This is a genomic window from Streptomyces sp. HM190, from assembly GCF_009857135.1.
Classification (GTDB): Bacteria; Actinomycetota; Actinomycetes; order Streptomycetales; family Streptomycetaceae; genus Streptomyces; species Streptomyces heilongjiangensis.
This window is the reverse complement of record NZ_CP047318.1, coordinates 1,729,839-1,750,666: the sequence shown is the minus strand read 5'-3', so window position 1 is coordinate 1,750,666 and position 20,828 is coordinate 1,729,839. Positions and strand designations below refer to the sequence as shown.

19 protein-coding genes are annotated in these 20,828 nt (G+C 73.4%); 11 read left to right on the top strand and 8 right to left on the bottom strand.

Annotation, left to right across the window (positions count from 1 at the left end; translation table 11 throughout):
- The first annotated feature begins 108 nt into the window (after positions 1–108).
- The 3 genes from GSY65_RS07145 to GSY65_RS07135 all read left to right on the top strand — a co-directional run bounded on the left by GSY65_RS07145 (position 109) and on the right by GSY65_RS07135 (position 4,237).
- Positions 109–1,341 (top strand): DUF5685 family protein, encoded by a 1,233-nt coding sequence (locus GSY65_RS07145; RefSeq protein ID WP_159766515.1) that lies wholly within the window; start codon positions 109–111, stop codon positions 1,339–1,341.
- Positions 1,342–1,717: 376 nt separating this feature from the next.
- Positions 1,718–2,620: a S1 family peptidase gene (locus tag GSY65_RS07140; RefSeq protein WP_159766514.1), complete on the top strand. Its 903-nt coding sequence runs from the start codon at positions 1,718–1,720 to the stop codon at positions 2,618–2,620.
- 537 nt (positions 2,621–3,157) lie between these two features.
- Entirely contained in the window at positions 3,158–4,237 is a 1,080-nt protein-coding gene (locus GSY65_RS07135; protein WP_159766513.1) for a S1 family peptidase, read from the top strand.
- 39 nt (positions 4,238–4,276) lie between these two features.
- Here GSY65_RS07135 and GSY65_RS07130 read toward each other — a convergent pair whose 3' ends face one another.
- Positions 4,277–5,350, bottom strand: a complete 1,074-nt coding sequence (locus tag GSY65_RS07130) for a DUF3533 domain-containing protein (protein WP_159766512.1) — start codon at positions 5,348–5,350, stop codon at positions 4,277–4,279.
- A gap of 141 nt (positions 5,351–5,491) precedes the next feature.
- Between GSY65_RS07130 and GSY65_RS07125 the strand changes: the two genes are divergently transcribed.
- Both GSY65_RS07125 and GSY65_RS07120 read left to right on the top strand, forming a co-directional pair.
- Positions 5,492–9,130 carry a DNA polymerase III subunit alpha gene (locus GSY65_RS07125; protein ID WP_159766511.1) on the top strand — a complete coding sequence of 1,213 codons (3,639 nt, stop codon included), beginning with the start codon at positions 5,492–5,494 and terminating at the stop codon, positions 9,128–9,130.
- Entirely contained in the window at positions 9,127–10,095 is a 969-nt protein-coding gene (locus GSY65_RS07120; protein ID WP_159766510.1) for a DNA polymerase Y family protein, read from the top strand. Before GSY65_RS07125 ends, GSY65_RS07120 begins: the two co-directional genes overlap by 4 nt.
- A gap of 12 nt (positions 10,096–10,107) precedes the next feature.
- Here GSY65_RS07120 and GSY65_RS07115 read toward each other — a convergent pair whose 3' ends face one another.
- Complete coding sequence (locus GSY65_RS07115; RefSeq protein WP_159766509.1) at positions 10,108–10,482, bottom strand: cupin domain-containing protein; 375 nt, start codon at positions 10,480–10,482, stop codon at positions 10,108–10,110.
- A gap of 94 nt (positions 10,483–10,576) precedes the next feature.
- On the opposite strand from GSY65_RS07115, the gene GSY65_RS34650 reads away from it, so the two are divergent.
- Positions 10,577–11,023, top strand: coding sequence for a MarR family winged helix-turn-helix transcriptional regulator (locus tag GSY65_RS34650; protein WP_159766508.1), 447 nt, complete (start codon positions 10,577–10,579; stop codon positions 11,021–11,023).
- A 175-nt stretch (positions 11,024–11,198) separates the two neighbouring features.
- Positions 11,199–12,065 (top strand): esterase/lipase family protein, encoded by an 867-nt coding sequence (locus GSY65_RS07105; protein ID WP_159766507.1) that lies wholly within the window; start codon positions 11,199–11,201, stop codon positions 12,063–12,065.
- A gap of 98 nt (positions 12,066–12,163) precedes the next feature.
- On the opposite strand, the gene GSY65_RS07100 is transcribed toward GSY65_RS07105, so the two are convergent.
- On the bottom strand, positions 12,164–13,291 hold the full coding sequence (locus GSY65_RS07100; RefSeq protein ID WP_159766506.1) for a lytic polysaccharide monooxygenase auxiliary activity family 9 protein: 1,128 nt from the start codon (positions 13,289–13,291) through the stop codon (positions 12,164–12,166).
- A gap of 298 nt (positions 13,292–13,589) precedes the next feature.
- Between GSY65_RS07100 and GSY65_RS07095 the strand changes: the two genes are divergently transcribed.
- Positions 13,590–14,390: a dienelactone hydrolase family protein gene (locus GSY65_RS07095; RefSeq protein WP_159766505.1), complete on the top strand. Its 801-nt coding sequence runs from the start codon at positions 13,590–13,592 to the stop codon at positions 14,388–14,390.
- 31 nt (positions 14,391–14,421) lie between these two features.
- Here GSY65_RS07095 and GSY65_RS34290 read toward each other — a convergent pair whose 3' ends face one another.
- Positions 14,422–14,556, bottom strand: a complete 135-nt coding sequence (locus GSY65_RS34290; protein WP_258193464.1) for a hypothetical protein — start codon at positions 14,554–14,556, stop codon at positions 14,422–14,424.
- A gap of 138 nt (positions 14,557–14,694) precedes the next feature.
- Between GSY65_RS34290 and GSY65_RS07090 the strand changes: the two genes are divergently transcribed.
- Complete coding sequence (locus tag GSY65_RS07090; RefSeq protein ID WP_159766504.1) at positions 14,695–15,354, top strand: class I SAM-dependent methyltransferase; 660 nt, start codon at positions 14,695–14,697, stop codon at positions 15,352–15,354.
- Between the two features lie 36 nt (positions 15,355–15,390).
- On the opposite strand, the gene GSY65_RS07085 is transcribed toward GSY65_RS07090, so the two are convergent.
- Complete coding sequence (locus tag GSY65_RS07085) at positions 15,391–15,891, bottom strand: DUF402 domain-containing protein (protein ID WP_159766503.1); 501 nt, start codon at positions 15,889–15,891, stop codon at positions 15,391–15,393.
- The gene (locus GSY65_RS07080; protein WP_201452466.1) at positions 15,872–16,801 is read right to left on the bottom strand and encodes a GNAT family N-acetyltransferase; all 930 of its coding nucleotides are present in this window, start codon (positions 16,799–16,801) and stop codon (positions 15,872–15,874) included. Before GSY65_RS07080 ends, GSY65_RS07085 begins: the two co-directional genes overlap by 20 nt.
- Before the next feature lie 129 nt (positions 16,802–16,930).
- On the opposite strand from GSY65_RS07080, the gene GSY65_RS07075 reads away from it, so the two are divergent.
- Positions 16,931–17,299: a GntR family transcriptional regulator gene (locus GSY65_RS07075; RefSeq protein WP_159766502.1), complete on the top strand. Its 369-nt coding sequence runs from the start codon at positions 16,931–16,933 to the stop codon at positions 17,297–17,299.
- Positions 17,300–17,316: 17 nt separating this feature from the next.
- Here the strand turns inward: GSY65_RS07075 and GSY65_RS07070 are convergent, their stop codons facing one another.
- Both GSY65_RS07070 and GSY65_RS07065 read right to left on the bottom strand, forming a co-directional pair.
- Positions 17,317–18,084 carry a DUF72 domain-containing protein gene (locus GSY65_RS07070; protein WP_159766501.1) on the bottom strand — a complete coding sequence of 256 codons (768 nt, stop codon included), beginning with the start codon at positions 18,082–18,084 and terminating at the stop codon, positions 17,317–17,319.
- Positions 18,085–18,196: 112 nt separating this feature from the next.
- The gene (locus GSY65_RS07065; RefSeq protein WP_159766500.1) at positions 18,197–19,291 is read right to left on the bottom strand and encodes a DUF5925 domain-containing protein; all 1,095 of its coding nucleotides are present in this window, start codon (positions 19,289–19,291) and stop codon (positions 18,197–18,199) included.
- Positions 19,292–19,403: 112 nt separating this feature from the next.
- Here GSY65_RS07065 and GSY65_RS07060 point away from each other — a divergent pair, with 112 nt between their 5' ends.
- Positions 19,404–20,819, top strand: coding sequence for a GH39 family glycosyl hydrolase (locus GSY65_RS07060; protein ID WP_159766499.1), 1,416 nt, complete (start codon positions 19,404–19,406; stop codon positions 20,817–20,819).
- The last annotated feature ends 9 nt before the right edge of the window (positions 20,820–20,828 follow it).

Below are 20,828 nucleotides of genomic sequence, written 5' to 3'. Positions count from 1 at the left end.
TGGGTGAGTGTCGGGCGTCCGGGTGAACGTTCCGGCGGCTACGATGCGGCGCAGTTTCAGGCACGTGCGCGTGGCAGTCCGGGACGCGCGACAGACACGGGGGATGTCGTGTTCGGAATCGTGAGGCCCTGCGGCCATCGGCTCGGTGAAGGGCTGAAGACGCAGTGGATGGCGCACCTGTGCGGGCTCTGCCTCGCGCTGCGCGGGGACCACGGGCAGTTCGCCCGCGTCGTGACCAACTACGACGGCCTGCTGGTCTCGGTCCTGACGGAGGCTCAGGCCGAGCGGACCACCGACTGGCGGCGCACCGCCGGGCCCTGCCCGCTGCGCGGGATGCGCACCGCGTCCGTCGCGCGGGGCGAGGGCGCGCGGCTCGCCGCCGCCGTCTCGCTGGTCCTCGCCTCGGCCAAGGTGCGCGACCACATCGCCGACGGTGACGGACTACTGGCGCGCAAGCCGGTCGCGTCCGCCGCGCGCCGGCTCGCGACGAGCTGGGGGCGCGCGGGCGCACGCACCGGCTCGGACCTCGGCTTCGACACGGCGGTACTGGTCGACGCCGTGGACCGGCAGCTCGGCATCGAGGCGCTCGCCGGTCCGGGCACTCCGCTGCTGACGGTGACCGAGCCGACCGAGACGGCGACCGCGGCGGCCTTCGCCCACACCGCGGTGCTCGCCGGACGACCGGGCAACATCGAGCCGCTCGCCGAGGCTGGCCGGCTCTTCGGGCGGCTCGCCCATCTGCTCGACGCGGTCGAGGACCGGGCCGACGACGAAGCCTCGGGCGCGTGGAACCCGCTGACCGCGACCGGGACGTCCCTGCCCGAGGCGCGGCGGCTAGCCGAGGATGCCCTGCACGGCATCCGGCTCGCCCTGCGCGAGGTCGACTTCGTCGACGGCAAGCTGGCCCGTCTGCTGCTCGTGCACGAACTCCGGCGCTCCGTCGACCGGGCGTTCGGCACGGTGCCGGTGTGCGCGGCGCACCAGCACGGCGGGCCCCCGCAGCAGGGCAACCGGTACGGGGGCGGCGCCGGGAACCCGTACGGAGGGGCGGGCGGGAACCCCTACGGCGGCGGGAACCCGTTCGGTGGCGGTGGCGGTGGCGGGGCGTACGGCGGCAGCGGGGGCGGGCCCGGCGGCTTCGGCGGAGTGCCGCAGCCGCAGCCGCCGAGGCGGCGGGGGTTCTGGGCCGGCTGCGGGATGTTCTGGTTGCTGTGCTGCACCTGCCAGTTGTGCTGTGCGAAGGAGTACGAGGGGCCGTGGTCCCGGAAGAAGCGGGAGGGCTGCTGCCGGGACTGCGACTGCTGCGATGCGTGTGACTGCTGTGACTGCTGCGACTGCTGACACGAGGCCGGGCCGCCCCCTTGCGGCTGCGCCGGCGCTCTCAACTGCCCGTTTCCGCAGGCGGGCACCGGCTTGGCCGGTGCCGGGGAGGCCGGGGGCCCGTCCCCGCGCCGGGGCGAGGGCTTGGGGCCGTCCGGGATTCACACAGAATCCCCACAACTCCGCCGTTGAGATCAACTGCCTTGCCCACTGGGCCGGTTGGTGTTCGAGCGGCCGAAAGGCACCCTTGCGGGGATCGGTGGTGCGGCCGAATACTTCCCCGCAGCGCCTTGTCAGGAGCACGGCATGTTCGGAATCCGGACACGTGCCCTGATTCGCGCCTCACGGGCCCAAACCCCACGCGGGCCCCCGACTTCCCTTTAGGAGGGAACGAACAGTGAGGATCAAGCGCACCACTCCCCGCAGCGGAATCGCGAGACGGACCCGGCTGATCGCCGTGACCACCGGACTCGTGGCCGCGGCAGCCGCCACCGTCCCCACCGCCAGTGCGGCAGACGCCCGTACCTTCAGCGCGGCGGAGCTCAAGAGCGCCAGCGCGTCGGTGCTCAAGGCGGACATCCCCGGTACCGCCTGGGCCATCGACGAGAAGACGGACAAGCTCGTCGTCACCGTCGACAGCACGGTCTCCCAGGCCGAACTGCTGAAGATCAAGGAAGCGGCGGGCGACAAGGCCGGCGCTCTGACGATCAAGCGGACGCCGGGCAAGTTCAACAAGCTCATCAAGGGCGGCGACGCCATCTACGCGACCAGCTGGCGCTGCTCGCTCGGCTTCAACGTCCGCAGTGGGAGCACCTACTACTTCCTGACCGCCGGTCACTGCACCGACGGCGCGGGCACGTGGTACTCCAACTCCGGTCGTACGACGGTCCTCGGCCCGACCACCGGGTCGAGCTTCCCGACCAACGACTACGGCATCGTGCGCTACAGCAACACGTCCATCGCCAAGGACGGCACCGCCGGCAGCGTCGACATCACCAGCGCCGCCACCCCGAGCGTGGGCACCAACGTCATCCGTACCGGCTCCACCACCGGGACCCACACCGGACGCGTGACCGCTCTCAACGCGACCGTGAACTACGGTGGCGGCGACATCGTCTACGGCATGATCCAGACCACGGTCTGTGCCGAGCCCGGCGACTCCGGCGGCCCGCTCTACGGCAGCAACGGCGTAGCGTACGGTCTGACCTCCGGCGGCAGTGGCAACTGCACCTCCGGTGGTACGACCTTCTTCCAGCCGGTCACCGAGGCCCTGAGCGCCTACGGCGTCAGCGTCTACTAGCCCGGCCGGACCACCGGTCGGGCGGGCCGGCCCCGAGCGGGTGCTCTTCCCCCCGGCACCCGCATCCAACCGTCTGGCGCATCGAGGTCGGTAGTCAGTAGTTCGAGCCCCCGCACGTGACGACGTGCGGGGGCTCGTCCTGTTCGTGGCGGCCGGGCCGCCGTCGGGACGGTGCGGTGATCGGTGCGGGAGCAACTTCCGTCGCGGGACGCCGCGTAGGCAATCGGGTCTCGCGTAGGTGATTTTCGGACAGGGCTAGTCCTCACCCGTTGCGCAGGAGATCGTTGTCTCCTGTGTTTGCAGTGTGAATTCCTGTGGGGCGTTACCGGACGGTAATGACATAGGGGGCGTGGACCCACGGTGTGTGCTCGTCCTGAAGTCGACCTTGTGTGCTCCCTGTGCGTCTCGGAATAGTTGGCGCCGCACAGTTGGCATGGACGCGGCGTTTTGTAGTCCGTCGCCTCCTTGTCCGTATTCCTTACGGTCGAACGGGGTCCCCACAACCTCTTCGGCCGTCCCCCCACAGGAGGACGTGAGTTGAAGCACCGACGCATGGCCCGGCGCCGTACCGTCGTGACCGGGGCGGGCATCGCCGCGCTCGTCGCGGCGGGAGTGACCTTCCAGACTGCGAACGCGAGCGAGACCGCCCCGACCGCCCAGCCGAAAGCGCTCTCCGTGCTGGCGGCCGGAAAGCTCGCCTCGACCCTCGGCGAGGACCTCGGCGCCGACGCGGCGGGAACGTACTACGACGCGAAGAGCAGGCTCCTCGTCGTGAACGTGCTCGACGAGGCCGCCGCCGAGACCGTCGAGGCGGCCGGCGCCAAGGCCCGGATCGTCGAGAACTCCCTCGCCGAGCTGAAGAGCGCGCGGACGACCCTCAAGGAGGACGCCACCATCCCCGGCACCTCCTGGGCCACCGACCCCACCACCAACAAGGTCGTCGTCACCGCCGACCGCACCGTCTCCAAGGCCGAGCTGACGAGACTGACCGAGGTCGTGGACGGCCTCGGCGCCACGGCCGAACTGAAGCGCACGAAGGGTGAGTTCCGGACCTTCGTCGCGGGCGGCGACGCCATCACCGGCGGCAGCGGGCGCTGCTCCCTCGGCTTCAACGTGATCAAGGGCGGCGAGCCGTTCTTCCTGACGGCGGGTCACTGCACCGAGGGCATCTCCACCTGGTCGGCCGGCGGTCGGGTCATCGGCCAGAACGCGGACTCCAGCTTCCCGGGCGACGACTACGGCCTGGTCAAGTACACGGCGGACGTCGACCACCCCAGCGAGGTCAACCTCTACGACGGCTCGACCCAGGCCATCAACGGCGCCGCCGAGGCGACCGTGGGCATGAAGGTGACCCGCAGCGGCTCGACCACCCAGGTCCACAGCGGCACGGTCACCGGCCTCGACGCCACCGTGAACTACGGCAACGGCGACATCGTCAACGGCCTCATCCAGACCGACGTCTGCGCCGAGCCCGGCGACAGCGGCGGTTCCCTCTTCTCGGGTGACAAGGCGATCGGCCTCACCTCGGGCGGCAGCGGCGACTGCACCTCGGGCGGCGAGACGTTCTTCCAGCCGGTCACCGAGGCGCTGTCGGCGACGGGCACGCAGATCGGCTGAGGCCGCGCGCCGGACCGCCGGCTCGGCCGGGCCGACCGCTCACGCCTCGGAGGGCCGGGGTTCCGGTGTCCTCCTCAGGGCCGCCATCACCAGGGTGATGGCGGCCCCCGCCGTTGCCCAGGCGGAGAGCACCAGCAGGGCGACGGTGACGTCGTTGCCCTCGAAGTACGCGATCGAGCGGGCCACCCAGACGCCCGCGCCCGGTGGCAGCGCCGGGCCGATCGCCGCCCAGAACGGGGGCAGCAGTGGCAGCGGCAGCGCGCCGCCCGCGCTCGGGTTGCCGGCGATCACCACCAGCAGGACGGCGACCCCGATACCGGCGATCCCGAAGAGGCACTGGAGCGCGAGCGTGGCCGCGCCCACCGCGAAGACGACCAGTGTCCCGAGCCCCCACAGTGCCGCCACGCTTCCGGGCAGGGCGCCCAGGACCGGCCCGGCGATGACCGCGCCGCCGAGCCCGCCGAGGGCCGAGAACACCGCCAGGGCGGCGAGCCGGATCGCGCCGCGCCGCAGATCGGTGGGCCGCGCCCCCGCGCTCACCGCCAGCGCCGACGCGCACAGATAGCCACCGACGCACCAGCCCACGACCAGGTAGAAGGACGTGAGCCCGTTGGCGTCCCCGAGGTCGGCCGGGGACACGTCCACCGTCCGCAGCGTGCGTCCCTCGGACCGCTCCAGCGTGCCGACGAGAGTGGTCAGCGCGGTGGCGAGGGAGCGGCCGCCGCCGGAGGCGACCAGCAGGGTGTCGGTGGTCCGGGCCGGGTCGACGAGCAGGGCGCCGTCGATCTCCCGGTTGAGGATCAGCTCGCGCGCCGCCGCCGCGTCGGCCACCTTGCGCGGGTCCAGCGGCTCACCCGGCAGGCGTTCCAGCCGGGCCACCGTCTGCTCGGCGACCGCCGGCGGCGCGACCACGCCGAACGGCGCGTCCCGGAGCTTCGGATGGTGCAGCGCCCCCACGTACGAGGCGATGAAGAGCAGCTGGAGGGCGAGCACGCCGACGACCAGCAGGGTGGCGTGCGGAGTGATCGCGTCTCTCAGCTCGGCGAGGAGGGACGGCGGCGGGTCCGAGTCCTGGGCGGGGGACCGGCGAGGGCTGTCGGCCTGCTGGGTCATGTCCTCACGGTCCGAGGCGCCGCGCGTTTGCGCAGGTGGGACGGGGCCGAACGGATGTCGTACAGAGGTTCGAGAAGTGGTCTATGGTGGAGACGGGCAGGCTGTGAACTGATGTTCGATTGATCGAGTGCGGGAGGTGCGATGCCAGGCTTCACGCATCTGCACACCGCCTCCGGGTTCTCCCTGCGGTACGGCGCCTCGCACCCGGAGCGGCTGGCCGAGCGCGCCTCCGAGCGCGGCATGGACGCCCTCGCGCTCACCGACCGGGACACCCTCGCGGGCGCGGTCCGGTTCGCCAAGGCCTGCGCGGCGGCGGGCGTCCGTCCGCTGTTCGGGGCCGAGCTGGCCGTGGGGGCACCCGAGCCCTCCGCGCGGCAGGCGCGACGTCGGGCCCCTGTCCGGGGCGGTGCCTTTGTCGATGAGTCGACCCCGCGGGTGACGTTCCTCGCCCGCGAGGGGGCCAAAGGGTGGGCCGAGCTGTGCGGAATCGTTTCTGCGTCGCATGCCGGGAGCGATGAGGGCGGCATCCGAAGCGCCGGCGCCGCCGGTGGCCGGGGTGCGGCAGCCGGTCGAGGAGAGGGCCCGCCCCTGCTGCCCTGGGCGGAGTGCGCCGGCGACGGCCTGACCGTGCTGCTCGGCCCCGCCTCCGACGTGGGCCGCGCGCTCGCCGCCGGGCGCCCCGACCGCGCCGCGAAGCTCCTCGGCCCCTGGCGGGAGCGGTTCGGTGACGCCCTGCGGCTGGAGGCGGTGTGGCACGGCCGTCAGGGCACCGGCCCCGGCTCGCTGCGGCTGGCCGCCCGGACCGTGGGCTTCGCCGCCGAGCAGCGGATCCGCCCGGTGCTCAGCAACGCCGTCCGGTACGCCGACCCCGGCATGGGGCCCGTCGCCGACGTGCTGGACGCGGCCCGCCGGCTGGTCCCGGTCGACCCCCGGGGCGAGCTGGACTCCGGCGAGGCATGGCTCAAGGACGCCGGTGCCATGCTGGCCGCCGCCGAACGGATCGTCGAGGCCGCGGGCTACCGCCGGGACACCGCCTGCCGGCTGCTGGAGCAGACCCGCGCCACCGCCGCCGAGTGCCTGGTCGACCCGGAGGACGACCTCGGCCTCGGCACCGTCCACTTCCCCGAGCCGCACCTCGTCGGCGCCGGCCGCCGCACCGCCCAGCGCGTCCTCGCCTCGCGGGCGGCGGCGGGCATGCTGCGGCTCGGCTACGACACCCGGCGCGACTACTGGGAGCGCGTGCACCAGGAACTGGACGTGATCGCCCACCACGGCTTCGCCTCCTACTTCCTCACCGTCGCCCAGGTCGTCGACGACGTACGGCGGATGGGCATCCGGGTCGCCGCGCGGGGCTCCGGCGCGGGCTCCCTCGTCAACCACCTCCTCGGGATCGCGCACGCCGACCCCGTCGAGCACGGGCTGCTGATGGAGCGGTTCCTGTCCAAGCGCCGGGTGGTGCTGCCCGACATCGACATCGACGTGGAGTCCGCGCGCCGGCTGGAGGTCTACCGCGCGATCATCGGCCGCTTCGGCGCCGAGCGGGTCGCGACGGTGGCGATGCCGGAGACGTACCGTGTCCGCCACGCCGTCCGTGACGTGGGCGCTGCCCTGTCCATGGACCCCGCCGACGTCGACCGGATCGCCAAGTCCTTCCCGCACATCCGGGCCCGTGACGCCCGCGCGGCGCTGGAGGAACTGCCCGAGCTGAGGAAACTGGCGGGGGAGAAGGAGCGGTACGGCAGGCTGTGGGACCTGGTCGAGTCCCTCGACGCCCTCCCGCGCGGCGTCGCCATGCACCCCTGCGGGGTCCTCCTGTCCGACTCCTCCCTCCTCGCCCGTACGCCGGTGATGCCGACCAGCGGCGAGGGGTTCCCCATGTCGCAGTTCGACAAGGACGACGTCGAGGACCTCGGGCTGCTCAAACTCGATGTGCTGGGCGTGCGGATGCAGTCGGCGATGGCGCACGCGGTGGCCGAGGTGGAACGGGCGACGGGGGAGCGGGTCGACCTGGACGCCCTCGACTTCGAGCGCGGCGCGGGCGACCCGGCCACGTACCGGCTGATCCGGTCCGCCGAGACGCTGGGCTGCTTCCAGATCGAGTCGCCCGGCCAGCGGGACCTGGTGGGGCGGCTCCAGCCGTCGACCTTCCACGACCTCGTGGTCGACATCTCCCTGTTCCGGCCCGGTCCGGTCGCCGCCGACATGGTGCGGCCGTTCATCGCGGCCCGGCACGGACGGGCACCGGTCCGCTACCCGCACCCCGATCTGGAGGCGCCGCTGCGGGAGACGTACGGCGTCGTCGTCTTCCACGAACAGGTCATCGACATCGTGCACCTCATGACCGGCTGCGGCCGGGACGAGGCGGACCGGGTGCGCCGCGGGCTCTCCGACCCCGAGTCGCAGGGGCGGATCCGGGTGTGGTTCGCGCAGCACGCCGCCGCGAAGGGGTACGACGCGGAGACGATCGCCCGGACCTGGGAGATCGTCGAGGCCTTCGGCTCGTACGGCTTCTGCAAGGCGCACGCGGTGGCCTTCGCGGTGCCGACGTACCAGTCGGCGTGGCTGAAGACCCATCATCCGGCGGCGTTCTACGCGGGGTTGCTCACCCACGACCCCGGGATGTACCCGAAGCGGCTGCTGCTGGCGGACGCGCGGCGGAGGGGGGTGCCGATCCTGCCGGTGGACGTGAACCGGTCGGCGGCCACCCATCGTATCGAACTGGTGTCTGAATCAAGGGAGTCGGAGGGATCCTCCCCGGAGGGACCCGCCCCGGAGGGATCCGCCCCGAAAGGGCCGGAAGCCCTCTCCCCGGCCGGACCCGGGCCGGCCGGACCCGGGTCGGTGGCGCCCGGAGCGGCGGGAACGGGCGGACCCGTGCGCTGGGGGCTGCGGCTGGCCCTGTCCGACGTGCACGGCATCAGCGAGGCCGAGGCGGCGCGGATCGCGGCCGGCCGGCCGTACGCCTCGCTGCTGGACTTCTGGGAGCGGGCGCGGCCGAGCCGTCCGCTCGCCCAGCGGCTGGCCCGGGTCGGCGCGCTGGACGCCTTCGGCGCCAACCGGCGCGACCTGCAACTGCACCTCACCGAACTGCACCGGGGCGCCCGGGGCATGGGCGGCGGAGGGGGACAGCTCCCGCTGTCCGGCGGCCGCGGGACCGCCTCGGCCGGGCTGCCCGACCTCTCCCCGGCGGAGCGGCTCAGCGCCGAGCTGGGCGTGCTGTCGATGGACGTCTCCCGCAACCTGATGGACGACCACCGCGCGTTCCTCGACGAGTTGGGCGTGGTGTCGGCGCGGCGCCTGCGCGAGGCGCGTCACGGGGAGACGGTCCTGGTCGCGGGCGCCAAGGCGGCGACCCAGACCCCGCCGATCCGCTCCGGCAAGCGGGTCGTCTTCACCACTCTCGACGACGGCACCGGCCTGGTCGACCTCGCCTTCTTCGACGACTCCCACGAGGCGTGCGCCCACACCGTCTTCCACTCCTGGCTGCTGCTGGTGCGCGGTGTGGTGCAGCGGCGCGGCCCGCGCAGCCTCAGCGTGGTCGGCTCGGCCGCCTGGAACCTCGCCGAGCTGGTGGAACTGCGGCGCGAGGGTGGCCTCGACGCGGTCGCGCCGCGGCTGGCGGAGCCGGTGCCCACGAGCGGCGGCGACCCGACGCACGGCCGCCGCATCCAACTGCCCACCGGCTACGAGATGCACCCGTGGGCCGATCTGCGGCCCGCGGGCGAAGAGCCCTCGAAGGTACGGAAGTTGTGGCACCAGAGTCCAGGGAGTGCGGGATGACCATCCTCTGCGTACGTTTCCAGCTGCCGCCCAAGTACGAGGCCGCCCTGCCCGGGCTGCTCGGTCTGCTCGAGGACTTCACCCCGGTCGTCCAGGCGCTGCCGCCCGACGGCGCGCTGGCCGATCTGCGGGGCGCCGAACGGTACTTCGGCCGGGGCGCCGAGGAACTGGCCCGGCTGATCCGGGTCCGTGCCCTCGCGCTGTACGGCATCGACTGCGCGATCGGCGCCGGGCCCGGACCGTTGCTCGCCCGGATGGCCCTGGGTCGGGCCGAACCCGGCGAACCGTGCGCGGTCCCCGAGGACCTGGTCGTGGACTTCCTCGCCGAGCGGCCCGTCGCCGCGCTGCCCGGTGTCGGCACCGCGACCGCCCGCACCCTGTGCGAGTACGGCCTCGACACCCTCGGCCGGGTCGCCGCCGCGCCCCTGTCCACGCTCCAGCGCCTGGTCGGCGCGCGGACCGGCCGCGAACTCCACGAGAAGGCGAACGGCATCGACCGCGGCCGGGTCGTCCCCAACGCCGTCTCCCGGTCCCTCGCCGCCGAACACCCCTTCGCGCACGACGAGCTGAACCCGGACCGGCACCGCCGTGCCCTGCTCGCCACCGCCGAGGAGCTGGGCTCCCGGCTGCGCGCCCTGGACACGGTGTGCCGCACCCTCACCCTCACCGTCCGCTACGCCGACCGGTCCTCGACGACCCGCACCCGCACCCTCCCGGAGCCGACCGCCCACTCGCCGGAACTCACCCGCACCGCCTACGGGATGTACGCCGCCCTCGGTCTCCAGCGCGCCCGTGTCCGGGCGATCGCCCTGCGCGCCGAGGGCCTCACCCCCGCCGAGGAGGCCGCCCACCAGCTCGCCTTCGACCCCACGGACGACAAGCTCCGCCGGATCGAGGAGGTCGCTGACCGGGCGCGGGCGAAGTTCGGCCCGCGCGCGATCGTGCCGGGGACGCTGGCGGCGTGACGCCCAGGGGTGTCAGTTGGCCCACGGCGGCACGATCCGCGTGCCGTCGGCCAGCTCGGCCTCCAGGCCCAGGGAGGTGGTGACCCAGGTGACGGCGGTCTCCGCCGTCGGGTTCTCCACGGCGAGGGTCGCCCCCGCGTTGATGATCAGGGTGTCGCCCGCCCCGACGCGCTCGGTGCGGCCGTCGAGGGTGATCAGCAGTTCGCCGTGGAGCAGATGGAAGATCTCCTCCTTGGTGACGGTGTGGGCGGGCGCCGTGGTGCCGGCGGGGATCTCCCCCCGCCAGGCCGCCAGTTCCCTGCTGCCGGTGCGGGGCGTGGCGTACGAGACGAAGCGGGCGCCGTGGATCTCGTGGGTGACGGCGTCGGACGAACGGACCACGGGCATGCGGGCCTCCTGGAGAAGATGGTCAAGCTGGTTGACTATATGGAACTATGGTCAAGCAGCTTGACCAATTCGTCAAGGGTGTTTCAATGCGGGCATGCAGAACTCCGAGGCCCTCGGGCTGACCGCCGCCCTGCTCGCCGTCGCGGGCGATCTGACGCAGCGCATCCATGACGGGGTCGTCGCCCGCGGCTTCGAGGGGCGGCCCGCCTACGGCTTCGCGTTCACCCGGCTCGCTCCGGACGGCGCGACGGTCACCGAACTCGCCCGTCATCTCGGAGTGACCAAGCAGGGCGCCAGTCAGCTCGTCGACGAACTGGTCGCCAAGGGGTACGTCGAGCGCCGGCCGCACCCTCGGGACGCCCGTGCCCGGCTGATCGTGCTGACCGACCGGGGGTGGGCCTGCACCCGGGCGGCGGAGGAGGCGGCGGCCGAGGTGATCCGGGGGTGGAGCGGTGCGCTCGGCGGGGAGGCGGAAGTGCGGGCACTGCGCGAACAGTTGGCGCGCATCGCCCCCTATGGCCCCATCAGGCCGGCCTGGTGACGGTTTCGCCGCGTGATATCAGCGTCCACAGGCATCACTTGAAGTTTTTACTGACGCGTAACTTCCCAGTTTCCCTACCCGCCCGTAACTTGGCTGGATAAGAACAGCATCCTCGTGATCCGGATCACAGGGCGAACGCCGTCGCATGTCCCTTGAGCCGCAAGGAGATCACTTGATGCTGCCCTGGAAGCGCCTGATCAGACCGCTGGCCGCCCTGCTCCTCGCCGCCGCGGCGACCACCGTCCCCGCCACCTCCGCGGCCGCCGACACGGCCGCCACTTCCAGCCGTGGCTGGAACGACTACGCGTGCAAGCCGTCCAGTGCCCACCCCCGCCCCGTCGTCCTCGTGCACGGGACGTTCGCCAACTCCGTCGACAACTGGCTGGGCCTCGCCCCGTACCTGGTCAACCGCGGGTACTGCGTCTACTCCCTCGACTACGGGCAGCTCCCCGGCGTCCCCTTCTTCAACGGCCTCGGCCCGATCGAGAAGTCGGCACAGCAGCTCGACACCTTCGTCGACCGGGTGCTCGCCTCGACCGGCGCCGCCGAGGTCGACCTCGTCGGCCACTCGCAGGGCGGCATGATGCCCCGCTACTACCTCAAGTTCCTCGGCGGGGCGGCGGAGGTGAACGCCCTCGTCGGCATCGCCCCCTCCAACCACGGCACCACCCTGGGCGGCCTCACCCAGCTCCTCGACTACTTCCCCGGCGCGGCCGATCTGCTGTCCACCGCCACCCCCGCCCTCGCCGACCAGGTCGTCGGCTCCCCGTTCCTGAAGAAGCTCAACGCGGGCGGCGACACCGTCCCCGGCGTCACCTACACGGTCATCGCCACCAAGTACGACGAGGTCGTCACGCCCTACCGGTCCCAGTTCCTCACCGGTCCGAACGTGCGCAACGTCGTCGTCCAGGACCTGTGCGCCGCCGACCTCTCCGAGCACGCGGCGATCGGCATCATCGACCGCATCGCCTTCCACGAGGTCACCAACGCCCTCGACCCGGCCCACGCCACCCCGACGACCTGTCTGTCGGTCATCGGCTGACACGTGCCCGCACGCCGGGTCACCCGTGGCGCGGGTGACCCGGACGCACACCACCGGGGCCTGTCCGGCCTGAGCCGCCGGGCAGGCCCCGGAGTCCGTCAGCCGCCCTGCCTGCCCCGGCCGGCCGCGCGGCGGCGGGCCGCGGCGAACAGCAGCGAGGAGCCCGCCGCCAGGACCGCCGCGCCGCCGATCGCCACATACGGGGTCACGCCGGCGCCGCCCGTCTCGGCGAGGTTCTCCCGGGCGCCTGCGGACTCCGCCGTGCCCGGGGCGTCACCGCCGTCGACCGGTCCGCCGGCCGGCTCTGCGGCCGTGTCCCCCGCGTCGGTCCCGGTGCCGGTCCCGCCGGAGGACGTCGCGGACCCCGCCGGGTCCGGGTCCGTCGTCGTCGCCGCGTCGTCGTCACCGTGGCCGCCGTGCTCGACGGTCGACCTGCCCGCGCCGTCCGCGATCTGCTCGTCGGAGGGCGCGCTCGGCGGCGCGGACGTCTCACCGCCGGAGCCGGAGCCGGAGCCGGAGCCGGAGTCCGTCCCCGTCCCCGTGCCCGTGCCCGTGCCCGCGCCTGCGCCTGCGCCTGCTCCGCCGAAGGTGACGTCCGAGCAGGAGTAGAACGCCTCCGGGCTGTCCGAGCGCTGCCAGACCGTGTACAGCAGATGCCTGCCCGAGCGCTGCGGAAGCGTCCCGGAGAACGCGTAGAAACCGCCTGACGCGGCCGGGTCGGTGGACGTCGCCACCGGGTGCGCGAGATCCAGGTCGTCCCACGCGAGCGGCCGGGAGGGGGAGTACCCGGGCCTGGTGACGTACACCGTGAACGTGCCCTTGTGCGGCGCGGTCACCCGGTACCTGAACGGGTACGAACCGCGGCGCACGCTCGTCGCCGGCCAGTCGGCGCGGGCCAGGTCGAGGCCCTTGAACGCCGCGTTGCCCGCGCTGCACAGCTCCCCGTCCGGGACGCGCTCCCGGTGCCGGCCGGCGACATCGCCGATCCGTACGCCGTTCCAGTCGTACAGCGCCTGGGTACCCCCGGCCGCGACCGCCGCCCGGCACGCCGCCGAGCGCGGGTTCTCGGGGCCCTCCGCGTAGCACTGCGCCACCCGGCTCACCGGGTCGCCCAGCGAACCGTGCGCCGCGGCGGGCCCGGCGGCGGACACGGTCAGGGCGAACGGGGCGGCACCGACGACACCGGCGGTGACGAACGCGGCGGCCCTGCGGCGGGCAGCGGGCATGGCGGTACTCCTCGAAGCGGTTCCGGGTTTCCGGGTTCTCCCGCCGAGCCGGGGCTCCGGCCGGGCCGGGTTTTCCGGTCGATCAGCAAGCTAGCCCCACGGAACCGCGATCTCGCCTGCTGAGGGCGGGTGCGGGAGATCCTTATGGTCGCGTTAAGGAAGGGCTAACCGAGGGCTCAGGAACACCGGCCGCCGAGCCGTCGGTGATCCCGTTCTCACCCGGACGCGGAACAATGCGACCGGCCACGACAGTTGACGACCGGTTGACGACCTGCCGGAGTGAAGAAGAGGAGCATCCATGACCGCCGTACGCGGAACGACCGTGGACATCACCACCCAGGACGGCGCCGTCGACGCCTACTTCGTCCGCCCCGACGGCGACGGCCCGTATCCCGCGGTGCTGTTCTACATGGACGCGTTCGGACCGCGGCCGCACCTGAGGGCGATGGCCGACCGGCTGGCCGGGGCCGGCTACGCGGTCCTCCTGCCCAACGTCTTCCACCGCGAGGGACGCGCCCCGCTCTTCGACCTGCCCGACTTCATCGACCCCGGGGCGCGCCCCGAACTGTGGGACCGGATCCTCCCCGTGATGCTGGCGCTGACACCGGACCTGGCGGTGCGGGACGCCGCGGCCTACCTGACGTGGCTGGCGGACAGCCCGCACACCACGGACGGGCCCGTCGGCGTCACCGGCTACTGCATGGGCGCCGCACTCGCGCTGCGTACCGCGAGCGCCTTCCCGGAGCGGGTCGCGGCCGTGGGCGGGTTCCACGGCGGCCGGCTGGCGACCGACGCCCCGGACAGCCCGCACCTGACCGTGGAGCGCATCACGGCCGAGGTGTACCTCGGGTTCGCCGACAACGACTCGTCCATGCCGCCGGAGCAGATCGAACTGCTCGACAGGACGCTCACGGAGGCGGGTGTCACCCACCGCACCGAGGTGTACCCGGGCGCCTCCCACGGCTACACCCAGGCCGACACCGCCGCCTACGACGCCGAGGCGGCGGAACGCCACTGGACGGCCCTGCTCGACCTGCTGGACCGCACGCTCGTGCGTCCTGTGGCGGACTCCGGGACTCCCGGACGCCCGGAGTCCTGAGCGGCCCGGCCGACGGGCCGGACCGGCGGGGTCAGCCGTCCGGCCACCAGGTGCGCGCGATGTCCTTCCGCACTTCCCGGCGCTCGACGGGGCGCTCGTCGGCCTCTTCCCGCACCCGGCGGGAGTCGGACTTCCTCAGGGGCTTCTGCACGGTCGTACGGCGCATGGCTGCCTCCTTGCGTCTACCGTGTCCCGCGGTGTCACGGAGGTAGACCTCTTCCGGGAGCGTTACTCATCGGGTCGTGCTGTGTCAGTGGCGGCTGTCACCCTCTGGACTGTCAGTGGCAGGTGTCACTCTGGCGGCATGACCAACATCGACGACGGCGAAACCTCCGGGAGCCCCGAAACCGCGAAGAAGTCCGTACCGAACGACCCGTCCCCGCCCGTCGACTGGGACGCGCAGGCCGCCGTTTTCGACGACGAACCCGATCACGGCCTGCGGGATCCCGTCGTCCGGGAGGCGTGGGCGGCCCGCCTGCGGGACTGGCTGCCGCGCCGCCCCGCCGATGTCCTGGACGTCGGCTGCGGCACCGGCAGCCTGTCGCTCCTCGCGACCGAGCAGGGGCACCGGGTGACCGGCGTCGACTCCTCCCCGGCCATGGTCGGCCGCGCCCGCGCCAAACTCGCCGGGCACCCGGCCGTGTTCCTCGTCGGTGACGCGACGGCGCCGCCCGTCGGCGAGGAGCGCTTCGACGTCGTCCTCGTCCGGCACGTCCTGTGGGCCCTGCCCGACCCCGCCCGTGCCCTGCGTCACTGGTGCGGGCTGCTGCGGCCCGCGGGCCGCCTCGTGCTCGTCGAGGGCGTGTGGGGGACGGTCGGCCCGGTCGGCATACCCGCGGCGCGGCTGCGCGGGCTCCTCGCGCCGCTCGTCCCCGACGCGGCGGTGGTCCGGCTCGACGACGACGCGCGGCTGTGGGGGAAGCGGGTCGAGGACGAGCGGTACGCGGTGGTGGCGGACCTCTGATGCGCCGTGCACGACCCGCCGCCGCGGGTCTCCCGGTCAGCCCAGCAGGGCCGTGAAGCCGCCGTCCCTCGCGAGGAGTTCCAGCTCGTCCAGGGCGGCCAGGGCCGCCGCGGCGGCCTCCGGGTCGCTGGTCAGGAGGCCGCTGTCCGCGAACTCGTCCTCGTCCAGCCGCAGTACGGCCGTGCCGTCCGCGGAGCGCCACAGGTCCAGGTCGAGGTCCTCGACGACGAGTTCCCCGCCGGACCGCACGGCGGGACGGGTGATGTCGCAGTACCAGCCCTTCAGACCGCCCCGCGCGTCGCGGACCTCCTTCACGGCGTACCACCGGTCGCGCCAGTAGTGCTCCGTGAAGACGTCACCGGGCTCGAACCGTACGAAGCCGAAGTCCCGCACCCCCGGGCTCGCCCAGTCGGCGTGGACGACGACCCGGACACCGTCGTCGTCCAGCAGCCGCGCGGGATACCGGATCTTCGTCCGCCCCGCCTTCCGCAGGACGACCTCCAACCCGCCGGTCGAGTCAGCCGAGTTCCCGGACATGGCGCACCTCCGTCGCGCACACTGCGTAACCGAACCACTTGTTGATCGCGATCATCGGCCCGTTCCCGGCGTCGTTGCCGGTGAACGCCTCCGTGTATCCGGCGGCACGGGCGCGGTGCAGGGAGTCGTTCTTGGCGAGTTTCGCCAGGCCCCGGCCGCGGAAGGCGCGGGCCGTGCCCGTCATCCCGGTGAAGTAGCGGGACACGCCGTCCGTGCGGGCCGCGGTGAACGCGGCCGGTGTGCCGTCCACCACGACCACCGTGCTCAGCGCGTGGTCGAGCAGCGGATGGCGGAAGGTCTCGGCGAGCCACTGCTCGTAGTCGTCGAACTCGGCGCCGACATCGCCCGGTTCGTCCGCCGTGGTCTCCGCGTCCAGCGCGAACAGCGGGCGCGGGTCGTCGGCGAAGTCGGCGACCGTCCGCAGCTCGACACCGTCCGGCGGCTCCCGCAGCGGGGGCAGGCTGCCGGTCGCGAGGTCCAGCCGCAGGAAGTGGGCGGACCTGCTGCCCGTGTAGCCGCGCCGCTCGGCGAACGCCCGGTCGTCCGGGGTGTCCAGCACCCACGCGAACAGCCGCCGCGCGCCCGCCGCCGCGAGCTGCTCCTCGGCGGCGCGCACCAGCAGGGAGCCCGCGCCCCGGCGCACGCGCTCCGGGTGTACGTACACGTTGAGGTAGCCCTGACCCGGTACCGGGCTGTCGTGGGCGATGCCCAGCTGCGCGGTCCCGATCACCTCGCCGTCCGCCTCGGCCACGAGGCGCCCGAGGCGGGCCTCCGCCGGCGCGTGGGTGACCTCGTGGAGCACGGACTCCGGGGTGCTGACCAGGAAGGGGAGGGCGCGCCCGCGCACCTCGGCGAAGGCCGCGGTGTCCGCCGGGTCCGCGGTCCGCAGGTCGCGCACGATCAGTGTCATGTGGTCGCACGGTACGCGGACGGTGTCGCCGGACGCCTCCGAATTTCCGGCGGGCCTGCTACGACATGACCGGCGGGCGTCCGGCGCGAGTGCGGCGACCGCGGCCGGTGCGTACGGGACAATCGCCGCGTGACCTTGAACATTCGCATCGTGGAGGGGAGCGCGCCCTACGAGCAGGTGCGCGCCCAGATCTCGGAGCAGGCCCGGTCCGGGGCGCTGCCCGTGGGGTACCGGCTGCCGACCGTGCGGGGGCTCGCCGAGGAGCTCGGGCTCGCCGCCAACACCGTCGCCAAGGCGTACCGCGCGCTGGAGACGGACGGGGTGATCGAGACGCGCGGGCGCAACGGCACGTTCGTGGCCGCCGCCGGGTCGGCCGCGGAGAAGGAGGCGGCGACGGCCGCCGCGGGGTACGCGGAGCGGGCGCGGCGCCTGGGCCTCGGTGAGGCGGAGGCCCTCGCGGCGGTCCGGGACGCCCTGCGGGCGGTCTACGGCGACTGACGGGCCCGGCGCGGGCGTCAGCCGGGCAGCCGCTCCGGGGTCCTCGTCACCGTCAGACCCGCTCTGCGGGCCGCCCGGGCGAAGGTCATGGCGTCCAGCACGGCCGCCGCGTGGGGGTCGTTGTTGAAGTAGGCGTGGACGTCGGCGCTGTCGGGCCAGGTGGCGGCGACGCGGTGGACCCAGGTGGTGAGGGCCTGACGGCCGTAATGGGGCCAGGTGTGGGCGCGGCCGACGTGGAAGCGGACGTAGCCCCAGTCGGTGGTGCGCCACAGCGGCGTCGCGGGGCGGGAGCGGACGTCGGCCCAGCACAGGGCGGCGGAGCGGGCCTCCAGGACCCGGCGCACCTCGTCGGTCCACCACGACGCGTGGCGGGGCTCCACGGCGACCCGTGTCCCGGCGGGGAACCGCGCGAGGCACGCGTCGAGCAGGGGCGGGTCGGCGCGGAGGGTGGGCGGCAGCTGGAGGAGGACCGGACCCAGCCGGTCCCCGAGGCCCTCGGCGTGGCTCATCAGGCGCTCCACGGGTTCCTCGGGGTCCCTGAGCCGCTTGATGTGGGTCAGGAAGCGGCTCGCCTTCACCGCGACGACGAAGCCCGGCGGGGTCCGGTCGTGCCAGGCCTCGAAGGTCTCGCGGGACGGCAGCCGGTAGAAGGCGTTGTTGTTCTCCACCGTGGCGAAACGCGCCGCGTACTCCTCCAGCCAGAGACGGGTGGGGCAGCCCTCCGGGTAGAGGGCGCCCCGCCAGTCCTTGTACTGCCACCCCGACGTGCCGACGAGCAGGGTCATATCTCCATCAAAGCACCCGGGCGCCGCACCGACACCCAGGACCCCGCGGCACCGGGCGGGGCGGACCGGCCGCCCCCTCACGTCCCCGTGGCAGCCGGCCGCCGGGGCGCGGCTACAGGTACAGGCCCGCGTCCGCGCCGCCGCGCGGCTCCGGCAGGGACGTGGGCGAGGTGCCCCGGCGCAGGGCGTACAGCTCGGCCAGGGTCGCGCCCTCGCGGCCGACGCCCTCGTCCATGCCGAGCCAGTTCACCGCCTCCTGCCGGGTCAGCGGACCGACCTCGATCCGGGCGAGGCAGCGGCCGGGGCGGACGACCGCCGGGTGCAGGCGCTCCAGGTCCTCGTTGGTGGTGACACCGACCAGGACGTTGCGGCCCTGCCCGAGGAGGCCGTCGGTGAGGTTGAGCAGCCGGGACAGCGCCTGCCCGGCCGTGTGCTTGGCCTCGCCGCGGATCAGCTCGTCGCAGTCCTCCAGCAGGAGCAGCCGCCAGCGGCCCTTGCCGGTGGCGTCCTCCTCGCCGATCGCGATGTCCATCAGATAGCCGACGTCGGAGAAGAGACGCTCGGGGTCCAGGACGCAGTCGACCTGGCACCAGTCCCGCCAGGAACGGGCCAGCGTGCGCAGGGCGGAGGTCTTGCCGGTGCCGGGCGGACCGTGCAGCAGCAGGAGCCGGCCCGCGATGTCCTCCGGGGTCGTCTTCATCAGACGGTCCATCGCGTCCGCCACCGGCGCCGTGTAGTTGGGCCGCACCTCCTCCCAGGTGCCCGCCGAGATCTGCCGCGTCGTACGGTGCGGGCCCCGGCGCGGCGAGACGTACCAGAAGCCCATCGTCACGTTCTCCGGCTGCGGTTCGGGCTCGTCGGCCGCGCCGTCCGTGGCCTGGCCCAGCACCTTCTCCGCCAGTTCGGCGGTGGTCGCCGTCACGGTGACGTCGGCGCCCCGGTTCCAGCGGGAGACCAGCAGCGTCCAGCCGTCGCCCTCGGCGAGGGTCGCGCTGCGGTCGTCGTCGCGCGCCACGCGCAGGACGCGCGCGCCCGGCGGCAGCAGGGTCACACCGGTGCGCACCCGGTCGATGTTCGCCGCGTGCGCGTACGGCTGCTCGCCCGTCGCGAAGCGGCCGAGGAACAGCGCGTCGACGACGTCGGACGGGGAGTCGCTGTCGTCGACGTTGAGCCGGACCGGCAGAGCGTCGTAAGGGTTCGCAGACATGCCGTCATGATCCGTCACGGAGGGCTCGCCGTGCATCCGCTTTGCGTGGCGAGTCGGTCGTCGGTGACGGAACCTCCCCCACCGGCGTCCCACGCCGTTACTGTTGCCCTTGATGCGACGGCAGGGGTGGAACGCGGGGGACCGGCGGTGGCGGCTCACCGCGCTCCTCGGCGTGGGGGCGGCCGTTCTGGCCCTGGTCGTGACCCTGCTGGGCACCCTGCCCGGCGACGGCGGCACCGCCGGTACCTCACGCGACGGCGACAAGGTGCACGGCACGCCCGCCGTCCCGCCCGACGACCTCGGGCCCGAGGTCGGCTGGGGCTTCACCCACACCCAGTTCAGCGCGGACGACGGCAGCCGGGCCGCCGTCGAACGCGTCGAGAAACGCCTCGGCGAGCGGCCCCTGCCCCAGATCCAGCACATCATGGGCTGGGGCGCCGGCAACCCCGAACCGGTCGAGGGGCGGTACGACTTCGAGGAGATGGACCGGCGCGTCGACTTCGTCCGCGCCACCGGCGGCACGCCCGTCGTCACCCTGTGCTGCGCCCCCGACTGGATGAAGGGCGGGGAGTCCGGCGCCGACCGGACGGACTGGAGCCAGGCCGCGCTGGAGACCGCCCCCGAGCCCGAGCACTTCCAGGACTTCGCGGACCTCGCCGCCACCGTCGCTCGGCGCTACCCGGACGTGCGGCACTTCATCGTCTGGAACGAGTTCAAGGGCTTCTGGAACGACGACGAGGCCCGCTGGGACTACGAGGGCTACACCCGCCTGTACAACCTCGTGTACACGGCCCTGAAGAAGGTCGACGAGGACATCATGGTCGGCGGGCCCTACCTCGTCATGGACAGCCTGGACCCCCGGCAGGAGCAGGACGCGTCGACGTCCCTGAAGGGCCCCTGGGGCAGCATGGACCAGCGGGTCCTCGACGCCTTCGACTACTGGAACGACAACCGGGCGGGCGCGGACTTCGTGGTCGTCGACGGCTCCAGCTACACCGCGGACGACGAGCTGCTGCCCGACGAGTTCGCGGCCACGGAGAAGTTCACGGCGGTGAGCGCGTGGGTGCGAAAGCGCGCGCCGGGGCTGCCGCTGTGGTGGGCCGAGTACTACGTGGAGCCCGCCGACGCGAACGACGACCGCCACGGCTGGTCCGAGACCCGGCGGGTCGCCGTGCAGGCCGCCGGGCTGATCGGCATGGCGAAGGGCGGCGCGACCTCCGCGTTCTACTGGAACCCGGAGGAACGCAGCGGGGAGTGCCCCGGATGCCTGTGGACCCCGACCGACACCGGTGACGGCGGCAGGGCGCTGCCCATGTACGACCTGCTGGCCCGGTTCGGTGCGGAGTTCCCGCCGGGCACGCGGTACGAGTCGGTGGCGGTGGCCGCCGACGACCGGCCGAACGTGCGGGTGCTGGCCGACGACGACGCCGTGCTCGTGGTCAACACCCTCGACCGGCGGATCAGCGCGAAGATCGACGGGCGGCGGTTCGGCATGGGGGCGTACGAGGTGAGGTGGCTCGGACGATGAGCCCCGCCC

Coding starts and splice junctions, on each gene's coding strand:
- GSY65_RS07130 (WP_159766512.1), bottom strand. CDS start 5,350: ATGACCCAGCAGGCCGACAGCCCTCGCCGGTCCCCCGCCCAGGACTCG.
- GSY65_RS07125 (WP_159766511.1), top strand. CDS start 5,492: ATGCCAGGCTTCACGCATCTGCACACCGCCTCCGGGTTCTCCCTGCGG.
- GSY65_RS07120 (WP_159766510.1), top strand. CDS start 9,127: ATGACCATCCTCTGCGTACGTTTCCAGCTGCCGCCCAAGTACGAGGCC.
- GSY65_RS07115 (WP_159766509.1), bottom strand. CDS start 10,482: ATGCCCGTGGTCCGTTCGTCCGACGCCGTCACCCACGAGATCCACGGC.
- GSY65_RS34650 (WP_159766508.1), top strand. CDS start 10,577: ATGCAGAACTCCGAGGCCCTCGGGCTGACCGCCGCCCTGCTCGCCGTC.
- GSY65_RS07105 (WP_159766507.1), top strand. CDS start 11,199: ATGCTGCCCTGGAAGCGCCTGATCAGACCGCTGGCCGCCCTGCTCCTC.
- GSY65_RS07100 (WP_159766506.1), bottom strand. CDS start 13,291: ATGCCCGCTGCCCGCCGCAGGGCCGCCGCGTTCGTCACCGCCGGTGTC.
- GSY65_RS07095 (WP_159766505.1), top strand. CDS start 13,590: ATGACCGCCGTACGCGGAACGACCGTGGACATCACCACCCAGGACGGC.
- GSY65_RS34290 (WP_258193464.1), bottom strand. CDS start 14,556: ATGCGCCGTACGACCGTGCAGAAGCCCCTGAGGAAGTCCGACTCCCGC.
- GSY65_RS07090 (WP_159766504.1), top strand. CDS start 14,695: ATGACCAACATCGACGACGGCGAAACCTCCGGGAGCCCCGAAACCGCG.
- GSY65_RS07085 (WP_159766503.1), bottom strand. CDS start 15,891: ATGTCCGGGAACTCGGCTGACTCGACCGGCGGGTTGGAGGTCGTCCTG.
- GSY65_RS07080 (WP_201452466.1), bottom strand. CDS start 16,801: ATGACACTGATCGTGCGCGACCTGCGGACCGCGGACCCGGCGGACACC.
- GSY65_RS07070 (WP_159766501.1), bottom strand. CDS start 18,084: ATGACCCTGCTCGTCGGCACGTCGGGGTGGCAGTACAAGGACTGGCGG.
- GSY65_RS07065 (WP_159766500.1), bottom strand. CDS start 19,291: ATGTCTGCGAACCCTTACGACGCTCTGCCGGTCCGGCTCAACGTCGAC.
- GSY65_RS07060 (WP_159766499.1), top strand. CDS start 19,404: ATGCGACGGCAGGGGTGGAACGCGGGGGACCGGCGGTGGCGGCTCACC.